The 20,265-nt window shown below is 69.3% G+C and carries 17 protein-coding genes and 1 riboswitch; of the genes, 12 read left to right on the forward strand and 5 right to left on the reverse strand.

All coding sequences use genetic code 11. The annotated features are described in order from the left end of the window. Nucleotides 1-8: 8 nt before the first annotated feature. Nucleotides 9-1,217, reverse strand: a complete 1,209-nt coding sequence (locus tag ACFVWW_RS26265) for a multidrug effflux MFS transporter (protein ID WP_386877863.1) — start codon at nt 1,215-1,217, stop codon at nt 9-11. Nucleotides 1,218-1,439: 222 nt separating this feature from the next. Next, complete coding sequence (gene nadA, locus ACFVWW_RS26270) at nt 1,440-2,621, reverse strand: quinolinate synthase NadA (RefSeq protein WP_386877862.1); 1,182 nt, start codon at nt 2,619-2,621, stop codon at nt 1,440-1,442. A 253-nt stretch (nt 2,622-2,874) separates the two neighbouring features. On the opposite strand from nadA, the gene ACFVWW_RS26275 reads away from it, so the two are divergent. After that, entirely contained in the window at nt 2,875-3,231 is a 357-nt protein-coding gene (locus tag ACFVWW_RS26275) for a HesB/IscA family protein (RefSeq protein ID WP_384181672.1), read from the forward strand. A gap of 114 nt (nt 3,232-3,345) precedes the next feature. Here the strand turns inward: ACFVWW_RS26275 and ACFVWW_RS26280 are convergent, their stop codons facing one another. Then, entirely contained in the window at nt 3,346-4,845 is a 1,500-nt protein-coding gene (locus ACFVWW_RS26280; protein ID WP_386877929.1) for a hypothetical protein, read from the reverse strand. A 258-nt stretch (nt 4,846-5,103) separates the two neighbouring features. Here ACFVWW_RS26280 and ACFVWW_RS26285 point away from each other — a divergent pair, with 258 nt between their 5' ends. Beyond that, nucleotides 5,104-6,078: a carbohydrate kinase family protein gene (locus ACFVWW_RS26285; RefSeq protein WP_384181670.1), complete on the forward strand. Its 975-nt coding sequence runs from the start codon at nt 5,104-5,106 to the stop codon at nt 6,076-6,078. A 36-nt stretch (nt 6,079-6,114) separates the two neighbouring features. Here ACFVWW_RS26285 and ACFVWW_RS26290 read toward each other — a convergent pair whose 3' ends face one another. Continuing rightward, nucleotides 6,115-7,497 carry a cysteine desulfurase/sulfurtransferase TusA family protein gene (locus ACFVWW_RS26290; protein ID WP_386877861.1) on the reverse strand — a complete coding sequence of 461 codons (1,383 nt, stop codon included), beginning with the start codon at nt 7,495-7,497 and terminating at the stop codon, nt 6,115-6,117. A gap of 270 nt (nt 7,498-7,767) precedes the next feature. Here ACFVWW_RS26290 and coxB point away from each other — a divergent pair, with 270 nt between their 5' ends. From coxB to ACFVWW_RS26310, 4 genes are all read left to right on the forward strand, one after another. Next, a complete protein-coding gene (gene coxB, locus ACFVWW_RS26295; protein ID WP_384181666.1) occupies nt 7,768-8,730 on the forward strand; it encodes a cytochrome c oxidase subunit II in 963 nt (320 codons plus the stop codon). Next, the gene (gene ctaD, locus ACFVWW_RS26300; protein ID WP_384181664.1) at nt 8,727-10,466 is read left to right on the forward strand and encodes a cytochrome c oxidase subunit I; all 1,740 of its coding nucleotides are present in this window, start codon (nt 8,727-8,729) and stop codon (nt 10,464-10,466) included. Before coxB ends, ctaD begins: the two co-directional genes overlap by 4 nt. Next, nucleotides 10,463-10,861 carry a cytochrome c oxidase subunit 4 gene (locus tag ACFVWW_RS26305; RefSeq protein WP_384181662.1) on the forward strand — a complete coding sequence of 133 codons (399 nt, stop codon included), beginning with the start codon at nt 10,463-10,465 and terminating at the stop codon, nt 10,859-10,861. Before ctaD ends, ACFVWW_RS26305 begins: the two co-directional genes overlap by 4 nt. Before the next feature lie 174 nt (nt 10,862-11,035). Beyond that, nucleotides 11,036-12,289 carry an Ig-like domain-containing protein gene (locus tag ACFVWW_RS26310; protein WP_384181660.1) on the forward strand — a complete coding sequence of 418 codons (1,254 nt, stop codon included), beginning with the start codon at nt 11,036-11,038 and terminating at the stop codon, nt 12,287-12,289. 72 nt (nt 12,290-12,361) lie between these two features. Here ACFVWW_RS26310 and ACFVWW_RS26315 read toward each other — a convergent pair whose 3' ends face one another. Continuing rightward, on the reverse strand, nt 12,362-12,763 hold the full coding sequence (locus ACFVWW_RS26315; protein WP_384181658.1) for a hypothetical protein: 402 nt from the start codon (nt 12,761-12,763) through the stop codon (nt 12,362-12,364). 196 nt (nt 12,764-12,959) lie between these two features. Between ACFVWW_RS26315 and ACFVWW_RS26320 the strand changes: the two genes are divergently transcribed. The 6 genes from ACFVWW_RS26320 (at nt 12,960) to ACFVWW_RS26345 (ending at nt 20,256) form a co-directional block, all read left to right on the forward strand. Beyond that, nucleotides 12,960-13,580: a heme-copper oxidase subunit III gene (locus ACFVWW_RS26320; RefSeq protein WP_384181656.1), complete on the forward strand. Its 621-nt coding sequence runs from the start codon at nt 12,960-12,962 to the stop codon at nt 13,578-13,580. A 71-nt stretch (nt 13,581-13,651) separates the two neighbouring features. Beyond that, nucleotides 13,652-14,461 carry a c-type cytochrome gene (locus ACFVWW_RS26325; protein WP_384334166.1) on the forward strand — a complete coding sequence of 270 codons (810 nt, stop codon included), beginning with the start codon at nt 13,652-13,654 and terminating at the stop codon, nt 14,459-14,461. Then, entirely contained in the window at nt 14,458-15,510 is a 1,053-nt protein-coding gene (locus ACFVWW_RS26330) for a Rieske 2Fe-2S domain-containing protein (protein WP_386877860.1), read from the forward strand. Before ACFVWW_RS26325 ends, ACFVWW_RS26330 begins: the two co-directional genes overlap by 4 nt. Further along, nucleotides 15,507-17,135, forward strand: a complete 1,629-nt coding sequence (locus tag ACFVWW_RS26335; RefSeq protein WP_384181650.1) for a cytochrome bc complex cytochrome b subunit — start codon at nt 15,507-15,509, stop codon at nt 17,133-17,135. The genes ACFVWW_RS26330 and ACFVWW_RS26335 overlap by 4 nt, the downstream gene beginning before the upstream one ends. 195 nt (nt 17,136-17,330) lie before the next feature. Continuing rightward, nucleotides 17,331-18,395 carry an anthranilate phosphoribosyltransferase gene (gene trpD, locus ACFVWW_RS26340; RefSeq protein ID WP_386877859.1) on the forward strand — a complete coding sequence of 355 codons (1,065 nt, stop codon included), beginning with the start codon at nt 17,331-17,333 and terminating at the stop codon, nt 18,393-18,395. A gap of 141 nt (nt 18,396-18,536) precedes the next feature. Then, a riboswitch (SAM riboswitch) is annotated at nt 18,537-18,654 on the forward strand. 201 nt (nt 18,655-18,855) lie between these two features. Continuing rightward, nucleotides 18,856-20,256: an aminotransferase class V-fold PLP-dependent enzyme gene (locus ACFVWW_RS26345; RefSeq protein WP_386877858.1), complete on the forward strand. Its 1,401-nt coding sequence runs from the start codon at nt 18,856-18,858 to the stop codon at nt 20,254-20,256. Nucleotides 20,257-20,265: the final 9 nt, after the last annotated feature.

The raw sequence follows: 20,265 nt of genomic DNA on the forward strand, positions 1-20,265 counted from the left end.
CCGGGCGCTCACCCCGGATGGGGGGCGGGCCGGGCAGGGGGAAAACCCTCTGCCCGGCCCGCCGCGCGTGCGGCCAGCACCGCCAGCCCGCCGCACACCGTCATCCCCGCGAACACCGGCACCGCCGTGTCCGCCCCGCCGAGGCCCACCAGCGGCGCCACCACCGCCCCCAGCCCGCTCTGCGCCGTACCGAGCAGGGCGGAGGCCGTGCCCGCCGCGGCCGGGACGCGCGCGAGGGCCAGGGACGCCGCGTTCGCGATCACCAGACCGAGCCCGGCGCACACCACCGCCACCAGGGGCAGGCACACCGCCGCCGTCAGTACCCCCGCCACCGTCGCGGCGAGCAGCGCCGCCGTGCCGGCGAGCATGGCGTACAGGCCCGTCCTGAGCAGCCGTTCCGGCGCGATCCGCCCCACCAGCCGCGCCCCCGTCGCGCTCGACAGCGCCGCGACCACCGCGCCGCCGGAGAACGCCACCGAGGAGACGCCGACGCTCAGCCCCAGCACGTTCTGCAGCAGGAACGGCGACCCCGCGAGGTAGCAGAACAGTGCGCCGAAGGCGAAGGTGAAGGCGAGCGTGTAGCCGGTGTACGCGCCGTCGCCCGCGACCTCCCGCATCGTCAGGAGCAGTTCCCCGCCGCCCCCCGTGCGCCGCCGCGCCGTCGGCAGGCTCTCCGGTACGGCGACGGCCACGGCCGCCACGGCCAGCAGCGAGACCCCGGCCAGTACCCAGAAGACACCCCGCCACCCGGTCACCCCGATCACGGCGCCGCCGGCGAGCGGGGCGAGGACCGGCGCGGTGCCTGCCAGGGTCATCAGCACCCCCAACAACCGCGCCGCCGCGGCCCCTTCGGCGACGTCCGAGACCACGGCCCGGCCGATCACGACGCCCGCCGCCCCGCTGAATCCGGCCACGAAGCGCAGGGCGGTCAGCGAGCCGAGGCCGGGGGCGACGGCGCACAGCGCGGTGGCCGCGGCACACACCGCCGCGCCCGCGAGCAGCGGCCCCCGCCGTCCGTACCGGTCCGACAGCGGGCCGAAGACGAGATGACCGAGCGTCATACCGACCAGGAACGCGGTGAGTGTGAGCTGCACGCCGGACGCGTCCGTACGCAGCTCCGCGGCCATTCGCGGAAAGGCCGGCAGATACATGTCGGTCGACAGCGGACCGACGAAACAGAGCAGTACGAGCGCGGCGGTGAGCCGGGGGCGGGGCATGGCGAGGCGACCTCTGGTGTCCGGTACGGGAGAGGGACGGGAAACGACCGGGAACACAGGGGATCGCGTGGAGCGTGAGGCCGCTCCGGGAACCGGCTTCCGAGGCGGAGCGCGGCAGCGGCCGTGCTCGAGAACGCCTGGGCGGTGACTTTCGTGAGGGAACGGTAGACGACGTCAGGGGCGCCCCGCAATCAACGCGGGGCGCCCCTGACCACCTGCGTGCTAGGGAAGCGCCAGCATCCGTTCCAGCGCCAGCTGGGCGAAGTCCGCCGTCTCCTTGTCGACCTGGATGCGGTTGACCTCGTTGCCCTCGGCCAGCGACTCCAGCGTCCACACCAGATGCGGCAGGTCGATGCGGTTCATCGTGGAGCAGAAGCAGACCGTCTTGTCGAGGAAGACGATCTCCTTGTCGGCGAAACGGTTCGCCAGCCGCTGTACGAGATTCAGCTCGGTGCCGATCGCCCACTTCGAACCGGCCGGGGCCTCTTCCAGCGCCTTGATGATGTATTCCGTCGAGCCGACGTAGTCCGCCGCGGCCACGACCTCGTGCTTGCACTCCGGGTGCACCAGCACGTTCACGCCCGGGATCCGCTCCCGCACGTCCTGTACGGAGTCCAGCGAGAAGCGCCCGTGCACGGAGCAGTGGCCGCGCCACAGGATCATCTTCGCGTCCCGCAGCTCCTGCGCGGTCAGACCGCCGTTCGGCTTGTGCGGGTTGTAGAGGACGCAGTCGTCGAGCGACATCCCCAGGTCCCGTACCGCGGTATTGCGGCCCAGGTGCTGGTCGGGCAGGAAGAGCACCTTCTCGCCCTGCTCGAAGGCCCAGTTCAGCGCCCGCTCGGCGTTCGAGGACGTGCAGATCGTGCCGCCGTGTTTGCCGGTGAAGGACTTGATGTCGGCGGAGGAGTTCATGTACGAGACGGGCACGACCTGCTCGGCTATGCCGGCCTCGGTCAGCACGTCCCAGCACTCCGCGACCTGCTCGGCCGTGGCCATGTCGGCCATGGAGCAGCCGGCCGCCAGGTCGGGCAGGACGACCTTCTGGTCGTCGGCGGTCAGAATGTCCGCCGACTCGGCCATGAAGTGGACGCCGCAGAAGACGATGTACTCCGCCTCGGGCCGCGCCGCCGCGTCCTTGGCCAGCTTGAAGGAGTCCCCGGTGACATCCGCGAACTGGATGACCTCGTCGCGCTGGTAGTGGTGGCCGAGGACGAACACCTTGTCCCCGAGCTTCTCCTTGGCCGCGCGGGCGCGCTCCACCAGGTCCGGGTCGGACGGGGAGGGCAGATCGCCTGGACACTCCACGCCGCGCTCGCTGCGCGGGTCGGCCTCGCGGCCGAGCAGCAGCAGGGCCAGGGGCGTCGGCTGGACAGCGAGATCCTGACGGGGTTGGGCGGTGGTCACGTCACGCACCCTTTCTTCTCTGCAGACGAGCCTTTTCGTCTAATTGACGTTATCTATCATAACCCCTTCACGTCACGTTGACGATGGCGATAGCGTCGATGTGACGCATTCCCGGGCGGCTGTCCGGTGCCCTTCCGCGACCCGGTGTGCGAGCATGAAGAAGGGAAAGACACGCGCCAGGCCCCGGAATGAATCCGCGGCCACACAGGTTGCACTGTCGGCAAGCAGTCCGTACAACCCGGGAGAGAAGCAGATGTCCGTATCGGACGAGACCACCACCGTGAGCGACGGCATCCTCCTGTCCGACGCCGCCGCGGGCAAGGTCAAGGCCCTGCTGGACCAGGAAGGCCGGGAAGACCTCGCGCTGCGCGTGGCTGTTCAGCCCGGCGGCTGCTCCGGCCTGCGTTACCAGCTGTTCTTCGACGAGCGTTCGCTCGACGGCGATGTCGTCAAGGACTTCGGCGGCGTCAAGGTCGTCACTGACCGCATGAGCGCCCCGTATCTGGGCGGTGCCTCCATCGACTTCGTCGACACCATCGAGAAGCAGGGCTTCACGATCGACAACCCGAACGCGTCGGGCTCCTGCGCCTGCGGCGACTCCTTCAGCTAGGACAGAGCCCAGGACAGAGCTCAGCCGGAAGGCGGCGGCCCCCGAGGGGGACCGCCGCCTTCCGTGTTTTCGCGAGGTGCTCCGACCGACGGGGTCGTTCTAGACGGGGTCGTTCTAACTGACGGGCACCCGCTCGCCCGACACCCCGTCCACCACCTGGCGGCCGCCCAGCGGCTTGTCCAGCGTCACTGTCACGGTCTGTTCCTTGGCCATGGCCACGCACATCGTGCCCGGCTCGGGCTTGGACTCCTTCACCTTCACCTTCACGGCCGTACCGCCCTCGTCCGCCTGCGCCGCGTACTCGCTGCACACGCCGCCCACGAAGCGCAGCGTCAGGGCCCGTCCGGCCGAGCTGTACGACGTGACACCGGCGGACGTGCCGGGTGCGGCGGACGCGGGACCGCCGGGTGCCTCCTGCCGCGGCGGCGCGGGCTGCTTCAGGAATTCCGGGGTCACCGCCGGCTGCGTGACCGTGTACGGCATGGCGCCGCCGCCGGGCGCCACCTCGAACAGCCAGGACGGTACGAGCGTCCCCCGCCCGTCCACGGGGAGCAGCGCGAGCCCGAAGACGGCCTTCTCGATCTCGATCGGCTTCGCCGCGGCCCCGCTCTCCGGCCCGCACGGAGCCGCGGGCTTCTCGCCGTCCAGCGGCATCGCCGTCGCGCAGCCGCCGATCCGGGGCGGGCCGCCGTTGCCCTGCTTGTTCAGCTCCTTCAGCGCCTCGTCCGCGCTGATGACCGGATACGCGTGGCCCTGCTCAGGAGCCTTCAGCTGTCCGATGCCCCCGACCACCTGGCCGTCCGCGCCGACCTGGATCCCGGTCGACCAGCCGTACGTGGGCAGCCCGCCGACCACCGGGTCCGCGTTGACCACCCGGACCGCGCCCAGCAGTTGGCCGGCGTCGAGCTCCGCGTCACCCTGGCCCAGGGCCTTCAGTACGGGAGCGGCCGCCTTCTTCGCCGCCGCCTCGCCCACGGCCGGGCCCTCGCCGCCGGGCGCGAAGCCGGTGCTCCCGGCGTCGCTCCCGGCCCCGTTGGCGCCGCCGCCGGGACAGGGCTTGCCCTTGAGGCAGTTGTCGCCGCCCGGCGAAGGACCGAAGCGCGCGAAGGTCCAGGTGCCCGGCGCCTGCCGGGTGACCCGGAGCAGCGGTCCTGAGCCGTCCTTCTCCGAACCGACCTTCCAGGTCGTGCCGTCCGACCGCGGGGTGCCCGCCACCCCGAGCGCCTGTGCCAGCCGGGCCACCTCGGCCGAGACGACCTCATCGTTCGTACCGTAGACACGGGCCGTGTCAGGACCGTCCGGCAGCGCGCTCGTGGCGCGGTAGGTGACCCCGTGCGGATCGGGCTCGCCGGGCGCGATGCCGGGCGGCGCCGAGGGGCCGGATCCCCCCGGCGGACCGTCGAGTGTGAGCAGCGGCGGATTCCCGCCGCCTCCCGGCGTACCGCTCCCGCCGTCCGCGCCGCTGCCGCCGGAGGCGCTCGTGGCGACGTACGCGCCACCGCCCCCGGCGATCAGTACCGCCGCCGCCACCGTGGCGATGGCGAGCGGGGAGCGCCGTCGGCGTGGGCGATCACCGCTTTCGGAGCCGGCTGTGCTCTCGTGAGGCCGCTTCATGCTGGTCACCGCTTCGCTCCTTCGACTGCGTGTCGTCCCATGCCGTCCCTGCCCTGTTCCGTGTCCCTGGACGGGGACACCGGTGGGACGGAGAAGGGGAGCCCGCGGTTCCCCCCGGGGCGCGTGAGCCGGCCCCGCGTCCGAGCGGGCGGTGTGGTTCAAGATCCACTCGTGGATAGTTGGAGCTGAGGAGGAACCGCGCCGTCGACCCGGTAGCGTGAACTGTCAACCGTCCTCCTCATCAGGAGCGTTCCCGCCGTGCGAATCGCAGTCACCGGCTCCATCGCCACCGACCATCTGATGACCTTTCCCGGCCGCTTCGCCGACCAGCTGGTCGCCGAGCAGCTTCACACGGTCTCTCTTTCCTTCCTGGTCGACAACCTCGACGTGCGCAGGGGTGGTGTCGGGGCGAACATCTGCTTCGGCATGGGCCAGCTGGGCGCCCGTCCCGTTCTGGTCGGTGCGGCCGGCTCGGACTTCGACGAGTACCGCGCGTGGCTCGACCGCCACGGTGTCGACACCGCCTCGGTCCGGATCTCCGAGGTCCTGCACACGGCCCGGTTCGTCTGCACCACGGACGCCGATCACAACCAGATCGGCTCCTTCTACACGGGCGCGATGAGCGAGGCCCGCCTGATCGAGCTGAAGAAGGTCGCCGACCGCGTCGGCGGTCTCGACCTGGTGCTGATCGGCGCGGACGACCCCGAGGCGATGCTCCGCCACACCGAGGAGTGCCGTACCCGCGCGATCCCCTTCGCCGCCGACTTCTCGCAGCAGATCGCCCGGATGAACGGCGACGAGATCCGCACCCTCCTCGACGGCGCCACCTATCTCTTCTCCAACGAGTACGAGAAGGGGCTCATCGAGTCGAAGACCGGCTGGACCGACGCCGAGATCCTCTCCAGGGTCGGCCACCGCGTGACGACCCTCGGCAAGCGGGGCGTCCGTATCGAGCGCGTCGGCGAGGACCCGATCGAGGTCGGCTGCCCGGAGGAAGAGGCCAAGGCCGACCCGACCGGTGTCGGCGACGCCTTCCGCGCCGGATTCCTCTCCGGTCTCTCCTGGGGCGTCAGCCTGGAGCGCGCGGCCCAGGTCGGCTGCATGCTCGCCACCCTCGTCATCGAGACCGTGGGCACCCAGGAGTACACGCTGTCGCGGGCGCACTTCATGGAGCGCTTCACCAAGGCGTACGGCCATGACGCGGCGGCCGAGGTCCAGTCCCACCTGAGCTGACCGGCTGCCCGTAGGCCCTCCTAGGACCCGTAGCTTCTAGGACACCCGGCGGACCACATAGGCGGCACCGTGGTCCGCCGGCTGCTCACCCACATACTCCTGGCCGCGCATCTGGCACCACGCGGGAATGTCCAGCCGGGCCGCCTCGTCGTCCGCGAGGACCGTGACCGTCCCGCCCACCGGCACCTCGCCGATGACCTTGGCCAGCTCGATCACCGGGATCGGACAGCGCCGGCCGAGCGCGTCCACCACGAGCGACGGAGTCCCGCCGGAGCCGGCGGCGGAGACCGGGGCGCCGTACCGCTCGCGTACGCCGGACACCACCGCCGGCAGCACCTCCAGGAACCGGTCCACGTCCGCCTCCGGCGTCCCCCGGGGGAGCGAGACCCGGACATTGCCCTCCGACAGCACACCCATCGCCCGCAGCACATGACTCGGGGTCAGGGTGCTGCTCGTACAGGAGGAACCGGAGGAGACGGAGAAGTCCGCCCGGTCCAGCTCGTGCAGCAGCGCCTCCCCGTCGACATAGAGACAGGAGAAGGTGACGAGATGGGGGAGCCGCCGCTGCGGATCGCCCACCACCTCGACATCGGGGACCAGCTCGGGCACCCGGCTCCTGATCCGGTCGACCAGCGCGCGCAGCCGCAGGGCCTCGTCCGCCGCCTCCGCGCGTACCGCCCGCAGGGAAGCCACCGCGGCCAGGATCGCCGGAATGTTCTGGAAGCCCGGTACCCGCCCCGACTCCCGCTCGTCGGCGGGACCTTGAGGCGCGAACCTGACACCCTTGCGTACGACGAGAAGCCCGGCCCCCGCGGGCCCGCCCCACTTGTGCGCGCTCGCGGTCAGCAGCGACCAGGCGCCCTCCACCGGCCCCCACCCCAGCGACTGCGCCGCGTCCACCAGCAGCGGGACGCCCCGGCTCCGGCAGGCCTCGGCCACCTCGGCCACCGGCTGCTCCGTCCCCACCTCGTGATTGGCGGACTGCAGACAGGCCAGCCCGGTGTCCTCGCGCAGCGCCTCGGCGTACGTGTCCGGCGACACCGCCCCGTACCGGTCCACCGGCACCTCGGTCACCGCGCCGCCGGTCGCCGCCTCATGGGCGGAGGCCGCGTGGAGCACCGAGGAGTGCTCCACCGCCGACACCACCACCCGCCGGCCGGCCCGCCGCCGCCCCGCCAGGGCGCCGGACATGCCGGAATGCACCGCGTGCGTCCCCGAAGGAGTGAAAACCAATTCGTCGGGGCGGCAGCCGACCGCCTCCGCGGCGGCCTCGCGCGCCGCGTCCAGCAGGAGCGCGGCCCGCCGGCCCTCCTGATAGAGCCGCGCGGGGTCCGCCCAGCCCTCGTCCAGGGATGCCTGGAGGGCCTGGCAGGCGACCGGATGCAGGGGAGCGGAGGAGGCGGCGTCGAAGTAGGGCACCCTGCCACGCTAACCCCGGCCACCCGGAGCGTGCGTCAGAAGTCCCCCGGAAGTGGCTGGTCGGAGGCGTGGGAGGCGCTTGCGGAAGGGCGTGCTCCACCCCTTCGGGGAGTCGGGCGGCGCGTTGGGCACCCTCCCCGCGCGACCCCAAATAGCGTCCAGTAGGGTTTGGTCCGCATAAACATCCAAACCCCTGCCCGCGTCAGGGCCGGCGACCGACCGAGACGGCCGCAGCCGGCCGCGCGGGCGAGACTCTCGGGAAGGCGCTACGTGAGTCCCAACGGCTCCGACCGCTCGTCGCGGCGCCCGATGCGGCGGAAGCTGCCGCAGGTGCTGACTGCGGGCCTGATCCTGGCGACCGCCACCGGTTGCACATACAAGGATTTCCCCCGCCTTGGTATGCCTACCCCGGTGACGGAAGAGGCCCCTCGGATCCTCTCCCTCTGGCAGGGCTCGTGGGCGGCAGCGCTCGTCACGGGCGTGCTGGTATGGGGTCTGATCCTGTGGAGCGTCATCTTCCACCGGCGCAGCCGCACCAAGGTGGAGGTACCTCCGCAGACCCGGTACAACATGCCCATCGAGGCGCTGTACACCGTGGTCCCGCTCATCATCGTCTCGGTGCTCTTCTACTTCACCGCACGTGATGAGTCGAAGCTCCTCACCCTCTCCGCCAAGCCGACCCACACCGTGAACGTGGTCGGCTACCAGTGGAGCTGGGGCTTCAACTACATCGAGAACGTGGACGGCGACGCCGCTACGGGCAACAAGCTCTCTCCTGAGCTCAACGCCATCCCCAACCGGTTCACGAAGGAATTCCCCAAGGGTGCCGAAGGCGTCTACGACGCCGGTGTCCCGGGCCAGCGGAACCCGCAGACGGGCAACCCGGGGCCGACCCTGTGGCTGCCCAAGGGAGAGAAGGTCCGGTTCATCCTGACCTCTCGTGACGTCATCCACTCCTTCTGGGTGGTGCCGTTCCTGATGAAGCAGGACGTCATCCCGGGTCACACCAACTCCTTCGAGGTGACCCCGAACCAGGAGGGGACCTTCCTGGGCAAGTGCGCCGAGCTCTGCGGCGTCGACCACTCGCGGATGCTCTTCAACGTCAAGGTGGTCTCCCCGGAGCGCTACCAGCAGCACCTGGAAGAGCTGGCCAAGAAGGGCCAGAACGGCTACATCCCGTCGGGCATCGCGCAGACGGATCCGGCCAGGAATGCGGAGACGAACAAACTGTGAGCATCCTCAACGAACCCCAGGGTGCCGCCGCAGCAGCTGACGACTCGTACGAGAGTGAGCTGCCGGTACGGCGCAAGGAGCCGGGCAATGTCGTCGTGAAGTGGCTGACCACCACGGACCACAAGACGATCGGCACGATGTACCTGGTCACGTCGTTCGCGTTCTTCTGCATCGGCGGTCTGATGGCGCTCTTCATGCGCGCCGAGCTGGCCCGTCCCGGCACGCAGATCATGTCGAACGAGCAGTTCAACCAGGCGTTCACGATGCACGGCACGATCATGCTGCTGATGTTCGCGACGCCGCTGTTCGCCGGATTCGCGAACTGGATCATGCCGCTGCAGATCGGCGCGCCCGATGTGGCGTTCCCGCGGCTGAACATGTTCGCGTACTGGCTGTACCTCTTCGGCTCGATCATCGCGGTGGCCGGCTTCCTCACCCCGCAGGGTGCGGCCGACTTCGGCTGGTTCGCCTACGCCCCGCTGTCGGACGCGGTCCGTTCGCCGGGTGTCGGCGCCGATATGTGGATCATGGGTCTGGCCTTCTCCGGCTTCGGCACGATCCTCGGCTCGGTCAACTTCATCACCACGATCATCTGCATGCGCGCCCCCGGCATGACGATGTTCCGGATGCCGATCTTCACGTGGAACGTGCTGCTGACCGGTGTGCTGGTCCTGCTGGCCTTCCCCGTGCTGGCCGCCGCGCTGTTCGCCCTGGAGGCGGACCGGAAATTCGGTGCGCACATCTTCGACGCCGCCAATGGCGGCTCCTTGCTGTGGCAGCACCTCTTCTGGTTCTTCGGCCATCCAGAGGTGTACATCATCGCCCTGCCCTTCTTCGGGATCGTCTCCGAAGTGATCCCGGTCTTCAGCCGCAAGCCGATGTTCGGTTACATCGGCCTGGTGGCGGCGACCATCTCCATCGCGGGTCTTTCGGTGACGGTGTGGGCGCACCACATGTATGTGACCGGCGGCGTCCTACTGCCGTTCTTCTCCTTCATGACCTTCCTGATCGCGGTACCGACCGGGGTGAAGTTCTTCAACTGGGTCGGCACCATGTGGAAGGGCTCACTGTCCTTCGAGACACCGATGCTCTGGACGATCGGCTTCCTGGTCACCTTCCTCTTCGGTGGTCTGACCGGCGTCATCCTGGCCTCGCCGCCGATGGACTTCCACGTCTCCGACTCGTACTTCGTCGTCGCGCACTTCCACTACGTCGTCTTCGGCACCGTGGTGTTCGCGATGTTCGCCGGATTCCATTTCTGGTGGCCGAAGTTCACCGGCAAGATGCTGGACGAGCGGCTCGGCAAGATCACGTTCTGGACGCTGTTCATCGGCTTCCACGGCACGTTCCTGGTCCAGCACTGGCTGGGTGCCGAGGGCATGCCGCGCCGTTACGCGGACTATCTCGCCTCCGACGGATTCACCGCGCTGAACACCATCTCCACGATCAGCTCGTTCGTACTCGGTCTGTCGATCCTGCCGTTCTTCTACAACGTCTGGAAGACCGCCAAGTACGGCAAGAAGGTCGAGGTCGACGACCCGTGGGGCTATGGCCGTTCACTCGAATGGGCGACGTCCTGCCCGCCGCCGCGGCATAACTTCCTCACCCTGCCGCGGATCCGTTCCGAATCCCCGGCGTTCGATCTGCACCACCCTGAGATCGCCGCTCTCGACCAGCTCGAGAACGCCGGCCACGGTGCCGGCGCCCTCGCCGGTGGCAAGGAGGCCGGGAAGTGAAGATCCAAGGCAAGCTCTTCCTGTGGCTGAGCGCCTTCGTCCTGATCGTCGCCATCGTGTACGGCGTGTGGTCGAAGGAGCCGGCCGGTACGACGGCGCTCTTCCTGGCCTTCGGCCTGAGCGTCATGATCGGCTTCTATCTGGCCTTCACGGCCCGCCGGGTGGACGCCCTGGCACAGGACAACAAGGAGGCCGATGTCGCGGACGAGGCCGGCGAGGTGGGGTTCTTCGCCCCGCACAGCTGGCAGCCGTTCTCGCTCGCCATCGGTGGCGCGCTCGGCTTCCTCGGTATCGCGATCGGCTGGTGGCTGCTGTACTTCTCGGCGCCGCTGATCCTGATCGGCCTGTGGGGCTGGGTCTTCGAGTTCTACCGCGGTGAGAACCAGAACCAGTAGGACGCAGAGCGGTTCCGAGGGGCCCGGAGTCTCCCAGCAGGGAGAGTCCGGGCCCCTCTTCCGTGCCGGAATCCGCTTCCGCTCCACCGCCCGGTTTGTTCCCGTTTCTGCGCCGCGCCCCCCGTTTGCCTCACTCATCGCGCCAGGAGAGGCGAAAGTTCATACCGTGTGGTTATGACGCACAAGCCACGCTTTCGCACCGTTCTCAGCTGCACCTTGCTGGTCGTGTCCCTCGGGGCGAGCGCGACCGCGTGCGGTGGCGGCAGCGAGAGCCACCCGCTCTCCGTGAAGCCGTCCGACGCGACCGGAAAGATCGCCTTCAGTACGCCTGTGGGCAGAACCAAGGCGGACCCGGACAAGCCTCTCGAAGTCACCGCCAAGGCGGGCGAAGGCCGGATCACCGACGTCACCGCCGTCGACACGACAGGCCACTACCTGGCGGGCGAACTCGCCGCCGACGGCATGCGCTGGCACTCCACGGCGCCGCTGGCGGCCGGCACCCGTTACACCGTCAGGGTCGCCACGGAGAACAAGAACGGCGCTCCCGGCGCCAGGACACTCACCTTCGACACCATCCCCGCCAAGAAGAAACTGGAGGTCGAATTCGGCCCGGATTCCGGTGAGTACGGCGTAGGACAGCCCGTCACCGCCACACTCAGCGAGCCGGTCAAGAGCAAGGCGGCCAGGTCCGTCGTGGAACGCGCTCTGACGGTCCGCTCCAGCCCCTCAGTGGAGGGCGGCGCCTGGCACTGGGTGGACGACACGGAGCTGCACTACCGCCCCAAGGACTACTGGCCCGCGAACGGGACCGTCACCGCGACCAGCAACCTCCAGGGTGTGAAGGTCAGCAAACAGCTCTACGGCGACGCCACCAAGCCGATGAAGATGAGCACCGGGGACCGGATCGAGGCCATCGTCGACGCCTCGGCGCACTACATGACGGTCTTCCGCAACGGAGAAGAGATCAACAACATCCCGGTGACCACGGGCAAGCCCGGCTTCTCCACCCGCAACGGCATCAAGGTCGTGCTGGGCAAGGAGTACTTCGTACGGATGCGCGGCGCGACCGTCGGCATCGGGGGCGGCGAGAACTACGACCTGCCCGTCTACTGGGCGACCCGCGTCACCTGGAGCGGTGAGTACGTGCACGCCGCGCCCTGGTCCGTCGGCTCGCAGGGCTCGGCGAACGTCAGCCACGGCTGCGTCGGCATGTCCACGGGCAACGCCGCCTGGTTCTACGAGACCGTCCAGGAGGGCGACCTCGTCCAGGTCGTCAACAGCGCGGGCGACTACATGGAGGAGTTCGGCAACGGTTACGGCGACTGGAACATCGACTGGAGCGACTGGCGCGACGGCAGCGTCCTGCAGGCCGGGACCAGGGAGGGCAGCAGCCCCAACGACGCGGCGCGTCTGCGCCCCCAGGTCTGACAGCCGCACGGACAGCCGCAGGGTGCCCTCTCCCGGCCGGGAGGGGGCACCTTCTCAGAGGTCGTCCGGCGGTCAGGCTTCCACGGAGAGCCTGCCGCGCAGCAGCGCGGCCAGGGCGTCCGCGAAACCGACCGGCTCGACCGGAAGGGTCACCGCGGCGTCCGCACGGCTCCAGGTGGCCAGCCAGGCGTCCTGCGGGCGGCCGATCAGCAGCAGCACGGGCGGGCAGTTGAAGATCTCGTCCTTGATCTGCCGGCAGACGCCCATACCGCCCGCGGGGACCGTCTCGCCGTCCAGCACACAGACGTCGATACCGCCCCGGTCCAGGTGCTTGAGGACCGCGGGCAGCGTCGCGCACTCCAGGAACTCGACCGGTGGTACGTCGCCCGCCGGACGGCGTCCCGCCGCCAGACGCACCTGCTCGCGGGTGTTCGAGTCGTCGCTGTAGACCAGCACCGTGGCGGTCGGCTGCATTGTTCCTCCGTGACATCAGTGTCTGCGAGGGCTTCAGGGCTCCATTGCCATGAACCGCTGCGCGGATGCTACTCCGTCGGACAGCATGTCAGCACGGGTGAGCGCGACCCTTCGCCGGGCCGTTCGCGCTGGGCACACCCCGTGGACACACCGAACACCACCCCCCGGAGTGAGGGCGGGATAAGCGACCGACATAATGTCGGTCGTGGCGACAGCAACGACAGTAGAAACCGGGCACGCGCACCCGTCGGTCAATCGGCCGAACCTCACCAGCGTCGGAACGATCATTTGGCTGAGTTCCGAGCTGATGTTCTTCGCGGCCCTCTTCGCGATGTACTTCACCCTGCGATCGGTGATGGGAGCGACGTACTGGAAGGAGATGGCGTCGCACCTGAACATCCCGTTCTCGGCGACGAACACCACCATCCTGGTGCTCTCCTCCCTCACCTGCCAGCTCGGCGTCTTCGCCGCCGAGCGCGGTGACGTGAAGAAGCTCCGCTCGTGGTTCGTGATCACGTTCGTGATGGGTGCGATCTTTATCGGCGGTCAGATCTTCGAGTACACGGAACTGGTCAAGGAGGACGGCCTCTCGCTGTCCTCGGACCCGTACGGCTCCGTGTTCTATCTGACCACCGGCTTCCACGGTCTGCACGTGACAGGGGGTCTGATCGCGTTCCTGTTCGTTCTGGGCAGGACGTACGCGGCCAAGAGATTCACCCACGAGCAGGCAACCGCCGCCATCGTCGTGTCCTATTACTGGCACTTCGTCGATGTCGTCTGGATCGGCCTTTTCGCCACGATCTACTTGATCAAGTAGCCGGGCACCGCGCCCGAAGCGCACACAGTCCAGAAGCATCGACGCTGAAGATCCTGACACCGGGGTAATCCGTGAAAAAGCTCTCCGCACGACGACGCCATCCGCTGGCGGCGGTCGTCGTCCTACTCCTCGCGCTGGCGGCCACCGGGGGGCTCTACGCCGCGTTCGCGCCCGCGAGCAAGGCGCAGGCTGACGAGACCGCCCAGTCCCTCGCCATCGAGGAGGGCAAGAAGCTCTACTCCGTCGGCTGCGCCAGCTGCCACGGAGCCGGCGGTCAGGGTTCCTCTGACGGCCCGAGCCTGGTCGGCGTCGGCTCAGCCGCCGTGGACTTCCAGGTCGGCACCGGCCGTATGCCGGCCCAGCAGCCCGGCCCGCAGGTGCCGAAGAAGAAGGTCATCTACTCGCAGAAGGAGATCGACCAGCTCGCCGCGTACGTCGCGTCCCTCGGCGCCGGCCCGATCGTGCCGACCGCGAAGCAGTACAGCCCCGACGGCGCCGACATCGCCAAGGGCGGCGACCTGTTCCGTACCAACTGCACCCAGTGCCACAACTTCACCGGCGAAGGTGGCGCTCTGACCCATGGCAAGAGCGCACCGAACCTCGCAGGCGTGGATCCGAAGCACATGTACGAGGCCATGCAGACCGGCCCGCAGAACATGCCTTCCTTCCCCGACTCCACGATGCCGGAGCAGCAGAAGAAGGACATCATCGCGTACGTCCAGGCGGTGAACGGAGACGAGACCGAGAGCCCCGGTGGTCTCAAGCTGGGCGGCCTCGGCCCCGTCAGCGAAGGCCTGTTCGCCTGGATCTTCGGGCTGGGTGCTTTGATCGCAATTGCCATCTGGGTCGCGGCCCACACCGCTAAGGCCAAGAAGTCATGAGTAGCCAAGAGATTCCAGAAGAGACCCTGCCGAGCGAGCAGGGAGCCGCGCACAGCGCGGTGGAACGGGCGGACGACCCGTTCGCGGACCCCGGACTGCCGGCGCACCGGCCCCGGGTCCAGGACATCGACGAGCGGGCGGCCAAGCGGTCGGAACGCGCGGTCGCCTCCCTGTTCCTGCTGTCGATGCTCGCGACCGTCGCCTTCATCGCCTCGTTCGTGGCGTTCCCGGTCGACAAGAGCCTGTACATCTGGCCCCTCGGTCACATCAGCATCCTGCACTTCTCGCTGGGTATGACGCTGGGCATCGCGCTCTTCGGCATCGGCGCGGGCGCGGTCCACTGGGCCCGCACGCTGATGTCCGACGTGGAGACCGCCGCCGAGCGTCATCCGATCGAGGCCCCGCCCGAGGTCAAGGCGAAGGTCCTGGAGGACTTCGCGGCGGGTGCCGCGGAGTCCGGCTTCGGCCGGCGCAAGCTGATCCGCAACACGATGTTCGGCGCGCTCGCGCTGGTGCCGCTCTCCGGTGTGATGCTGCTGCGCGACCTGGGGCCGCTGCCCGAGAAGAAGCTCCGCTCCACGCTGTGGGCGAAGGGCAAGCAGCTCATCAACATGAACACCAACCTGCCGCTGCGCCCCGAGGACATCGTCGTGGGTTCGCTGACCTTCGCCATGCCCGAGGGCCTGCACGAGGACAGCGAGGAGTTCCAGGTAGAGATCGCCAAGGCGGCCCTGATGATCGTCCGGATTCAGCCGGACGAGATCAAGGACAAGCGCGAGCTCGCATGGTCCCACCAGGGGATCGTGGCGTACTCGAAGATCTGCACCCACGTCGGCTGCCCGATCAGCCTGTACGAGCAGCAGACGCACCACGTCCTCTGCCCGTGCCACCAGTCCACCTTCGACCTCGCCGACGGCGCCCGCGTCATCTTCGGCCCGGCCGGTCACGCCCTCCCGCAGCTGCGCATCGGCGTGAACGCTGAGGGCAACCTCGAGGCGCTCGGCGACTTCGCCGAGCCCGTCGGCCCTGCCTTCTGGGAGCGCGGATGAGTACCGCTACGGACGACAAGAACCGCAAGGCGCCCGCAGGTGAGCGGGTCGCCGACTGGGCGGACGGCCGGCTGGGGATCTACGGCCTGGCCAAGGCCAACATGCGGAAGATCTTCCCGGACCACTGGTCCTTCATGCTGGGCGAGATCTCCCTGTACAGCTTCATCATCATCATCCTCACGGGTGTGTACCTGACGCTGTTCTTCCACCCGTCGATGAACGAGGTGGTCTACCACGGCGGTTACGTCCCGCTGCAGGGTGTGCGGATGTCCGAGGCGTTCGCCTCGACGCTGGACATCAGCTTCGACGTCCGCGGCGGTCTGCTGATCCGGCAGATCCACCACTGGGCGGCGCTGATCTTCGTCGCGGCGATGCTCGTGCACATGATGCGCGTGTTCTTCACCGGCGCGTTCCGCAAGCCCCGCGAGATCAACTGGGTGTTCGGCTTCCTGCTGCTCGTCCTGGGCATGTTCACCGGGTTCACCGGCTACTCGCTCCCCGACGACCTGCTCTCCGGCACCGGTGTCCGCTTCATGCAGGGCGCGGTCCTGTCCATGCCGATCGTGGGCACGTACCTGTCGATGTTCCTGTTCGGCGGGGAGTTCCCGGGCGGCGACTTCGTGGCGAGGTTCTACTCGATCCACATCCTGCTGCTGCCGGGCATCATGCTCGGCCTCGTGGTGGCCCATCTGATCCTGGTCTTCTACCACAAGCACACGCAGTTCGCGGGCCCCGGACGTACGAACAGCAACGTCGTGGGCATGCCGCTGCTGCCGGTGTACATGGCGAAGGCCGGAGGCTTCTTCTTCCTGGTCTTCGGCATCATCTCGATCGTCGCCGCCATCGCCACGATCAACCCGATCTGGTCGATCGGCCCGTACCGTCCCGACCAGGTCTCCACCGGCGCCCAGCCCGACTGGTACATGGGCTTCTCCGAGGGACTCATCCGGTTCATGCCGGGCTGGGAGATCAACGCCTGGGGCCACACCCTCGTCCTGGGTGTCTTCATCCCGCTGATGATCTTCCCGTTGGTGCTGGTCGCCATCGCGGTCTATCCGTTCATCGAGTCCTGGGTCACCGGCGACAAGCGTGAGCACCACATCCTGGACCGCCCGCGCAACGTGCCGACCCGCACGGCGTTCGGCGTGGCCTGGCTGACGTGGTACTTCGTCCTGCTGGTCGGCGGCGGGAACGACCTCTGGGCGACGCACTTCCATCTGTCGATCAACGCGATCACCTGGTTCGTCCGGATCGCCTTCTTCGTCGCACCGGTCATCGCCTTCGTCGTCACCAAGCGGATCTGTATGGGTCTGCAGCGGCGCGACGCCGAGAAGGTGCTGCACGGACGCGAGTCCGGCATCATCAAGCGGCTGCCGCACGGCGAGTTCGTCGAGGTCCACACGCCGCTCGACCAGAGTGATCTGCACAAGCTCACCGCGCACGAGCAGTACCGGCCGGCCGAGATCGGCGCCACGGTCGACGAGAACGGTGTCGAGCGCAAGGTGTCGCCCGCCGAGAAGCTCAGGGCGAAGCTCAGCAAGAGCTACTACGGCGAGGGGAACCAGATCCCCAAGCCCACCGCCGAGGAGTACAAGGAGATCACCAGCGGCCACGGCCACCACTGATCCCCGCCGGCCTCCAGAGGTCGCCACCACCGAGGGCCCCGGCCCGGTCTCCCGCGAGGGAACCGGCCGGGGCCCTCGGCGTGACACGGCGCTGTCCGTAGTTCGGGCACCCGGTCTTACCGGCGGGTGGACGCCGATAGGCTTGCCGCAGGCCGCACAGGGCCGCGCACCGGCCCCAGACATCCAGGAGCGAGCATGAGCGCTGTTACCCCCGTCGGAGGCGACACCGTGGCGGCCCGCACCTGGCCGGGCGTACTGAACCCCCTGCTGCGCGGCGAGAACCTGAGCACGGACGACACGGCGTGGGCCATGGACCGCATCATGAGCGGCGAGGCCACCGACGCGCAGATCGCCGGATTCGCGGTCGCGCTGCGGGCGAAGGGGGAGACCGTCGAGGAGGTCTCCGGTCTGGTACGCGCCATGTACGCGCACGCCAACACCATTGAGGTGCCCGGGCGTACGGTCGACATCGTCGGCACCGGCGGCGATCTCGCGAAGACCGTCAATATCTCCACCATGTCGGCGATCGTCGTGGCCGGCACCGGCGCCAAGGTCGTCAAGCACGGCAACCGCGCCGCCTCGTCGGCGAGCGGCGCCTCGGACGTACTGGAGAAGCTGGGCGTCAATCTGGAGCTGACGCCGCAACGGGTCGTCGAGGTCGCCGAGGAAGCGGGGATCACCTTCTGCTTCGCGGTGAAGTTCCACCCCGCCCTGCGCTACGCGGCCAAGGCCCGCAAGGAGCTGGGCGCGCAGACCACCTTCAATGTCCTCGGTCCGCTCACCAACCCGGCCAGGGTCAGGGCCCAGGCCGTCGGCGTGGCGGACCTGCGGATGGCGCCGATCGTGGCCGGCGTGCTCGCCGACCGGGGCAACTCGTCGCTGGTCTTCCGCGGCGACGACGGACTCGACGAGCTGACCACCACGGCCACCTCCCGGGTGTGGGTGGTACGGGACGGAAAGGTGACCGAGGAGGCCTTCGACCCGCGGAACGTGGGCCTGGAGCTGGTGCCGGTCGAGGCGCTGCGCGGTGCGGACGCGTCGTACAACGCGGAGGTCGCGCGCCGGCTGCTGGCCGGCGAGACCGGAGCCGTACGGGACGCGGTGCTGCTGAACTCGGCGGCGGCGCTGGTGGCGCTGGACCCGACGGGGGACTCGCTGGACCTCCAGCTGGCGGCGGGGATCGTGCGGGCGGCCGAGTCCATCGACTCGGGCGCGGCGCGGCAGGCGCTGGAGCGCTGGGTCGCGGTCAGCAACGCCTGACGGACCGCCCCCGGCGGGGGCGGGAGTCGCGTGGGTGGCCGGGTGCGGCGCGTGTCGCCGGGCGCGGCCACCCACCCCCGTGTCCCGTATCGCGGACGCCGGCTTGGGGGGTCAGGGGCGCTGTGCCATAATTTCGCCCAAGGTCATGAGTGACAGCGATTAAGGCCCCGGCTCGCTGTCCGGCAACCCTCCGTCCGTGGCGGGGTGCCCCGGGTGAAGACCAGGCCGTAGGCAGAGAGGTCTGCGGCAAGCGCGGACCCCTGCCACCTGGGGTCCTGGTCCTCAAGGGAGCAGTCTCGTGAGCAAGCGAATGCGATAGGGCCTTCCCGCCCTTTCTTCAACACACCTCCGCACGGTGATCTCCGTGTGTCGAGGCAATCCCCGCTTCTGCCGTGGCACCGCTGTGCCGCCGGGCGGGTCCTTGAAGCCGTTCCGACTTGTCCTGCCGGGAGATACCGCCATGTCCGCATACCCGAACGCCGCCGCCACGACGACCCCGTCCGCCGACGACCCCGCCTGCGCCGCGCCGCTGGAGGTGCTCGGACGCGACGTCACCGTCCCGCTCGTCACCGGCGGCGAAGTCACCTACGCCGCGCTCGACTACGCGGCCAGCGCCCCCGCCCTCCAGCGGGTCTGGGACGACGTGGCCGCCTACGCCCCGTACTACGGCAGCGTGCACCGCGGCGCCGGCTATCTCTCGCAGCTCTCCACCGACCTGTTCGAGAGCAGCCGCCGTACGGTCGCCGAGTTCCTCGGCTGCCGCCCCGGCGACCAGGTCGTCTTCACCCGCTCGACCACCGACTCGCTGAATCTGCTGGCGGCCGTCATCCCCGACGGCTGCGAGGTGTTCGTCTTCGAGACCGAGCACCACGCCGCGCTGCTGCCCTGGCGCGGCGCCCGGGTGACCTGCCTGGACGCTCCCCGTACGCCGGGAGAGGCCGTCGCCGCCCTGGAGCTCGCGCTCGCGGGCCGGGACTCCCGTACGCCGGCGCTGGTGTGTGTCACCGGCGCCTCCAACGTCACCGGTGAGCTGTGGCCAGTGCGGGAGCTGGCCGCCGCCGCGCACGCCCACGGCGCCCGTATCGTCCTCGACGCCGCCCAGCTCGCCCCGCACCACCCGGTGGACATCGCCGGTCTTGACGTCGACTGGGTGGCCTTCTCCGGGCACAAGCTGTACGCGCCGTTCGGCTCCGGAGTGCTCGCCGGCCGCGCCGACTGGCTCCAGGACGCGGAGCCGTATCTCGCCGGTGGTGGCGCCAGCCGCACGGTGACCCGCCGTACCGACGGGGCGGTGGAGGTCGCCTGGCACACCACCGCCGCCCGGCACGAGGCCGGCTCGCCCAATGTCATCGGGGTGTACGCCATCGCCTCCGCCTGCCAGGCACTCACCGACGCCGGCTTCGACACGCTGGTCGAGCGCGAGCAGCGGCTCATCACCCGGGTGCGCGCGGGCCTGGCCGAGGTGCCCGAGGTCAGGGTGCTCTCGCTCTTCGGCGACGACGCGCCGCGGGTCGGCGTCCTGTCGTTCGTGGTCGAGGGCTGGAACAGCTCGCACTTCGCCGCCGCGCTGTCCGCGGAGTACGGCATCGGGGTACGGGACGGACTCTTCTGCGCCCACCCGCTGGTGCGGACCCTGCTGGGCAGCGACCCGCAGGACCCGGGGGAGTGCGGCGCCCCGGAGGCCGAGCCGGGCGAGCGCTCGCTCAACGCGATCCGGGTCAGCTTCGGCGCGGGAACGCCGGACGAGCACCTGGACCGGTTCGTCGGAGCGGTGAAGGAGCTGGTGCGGGACGGCGCCCGGTGGAGCTACCGCACCGAGGAGGGCCGCTGCGTCCCTGACCGGGACGGCGCCGCCGCCTGAGCTCCGTAC

Origin of the sequence: Streptomyces sp. NPDC058198 (assembly GCF_042882605.1) — a bacterium.
Taxonomy (GTDB): domain Bacteria; phylum Actinomycetota; class Actinomycetes; order Streptomycetales; family Streptomycetaceae; genus Streptomyces.

Bases quoted from the DNA above. Each gene is read 5' to 3' on its own strand.
- ACFVWW_RS26265 (WP_386877863.1), bottom strand. From the start codon at position 1,217: ATGCCCCGCCCCCGGCTCACCGCCGCGCTCGTACTGCTCTGTTTCGTC.
- ACFVWW_RS26275 (WP_384181672.1), top strand. From the start codon at position 2,875: ATGTCCGTATCGGACGAGACCACCACCGTGAGCGACGGCATCCTCCTG.
- ACFVWW_RS26280 (WP_386877929.1), bottom strand. From the start codon at position 4,845: ATGAAGCGGCCTCACGAGAGCACAGCCGGCTCCGAAAGCGGTGATCGC.
- ACFVWW_RS26310 (WP_384181660.1), top strand. From the start codon at position 11,036: ATGACGCACAAGCCACGCTTTCGCACCGTTCTCAGCTGCACCTTGCTG.
- ACFVWW_RS26315 (WP_384181658.1), bottom strand. From the start codon at position 12,763: ATGCAGCCGACCGCCACGGTGCTGGTCTACAGCGACGACTCGAACACC.
- ACFVWW_RS26320 (WP_384181656.1), top strand. From the start codon at position 12,960: ATGTCGGTCGTGGCGACAGCAACGACAGTAGAAACCGGGCACGCGCAC.
- ACFVWW_RS26330 (WP_386877860.1), top strand. From the start codon at position 14,458: ATGAGTAGCCAAGAGATTCCAGAAGAGACCCTGCCGAGCGAGCAGGGA.
- ACFVWW_RS26335 (WP_384181650.1), top strand. From the start codon at position 15,507: ATGAGTACCGCTACGGACGACAAGAACCGCAAGGCGCCCGCAGGTGAG.
- trpD (WP_386877859.1), top strand. From the start codon at position 17,331: ATGAGCGCTGTTACCCCCGTCGGAGGCGACACCGTGGCGGCCCGCACC.
- ACFVWW_RS26345 (WP_386877858.1), top strand. From the start codon at position 18,856: ATGTCCGCATACCCGAACGCCGCCGCCACGACGACCCCGTCCGCCGAC.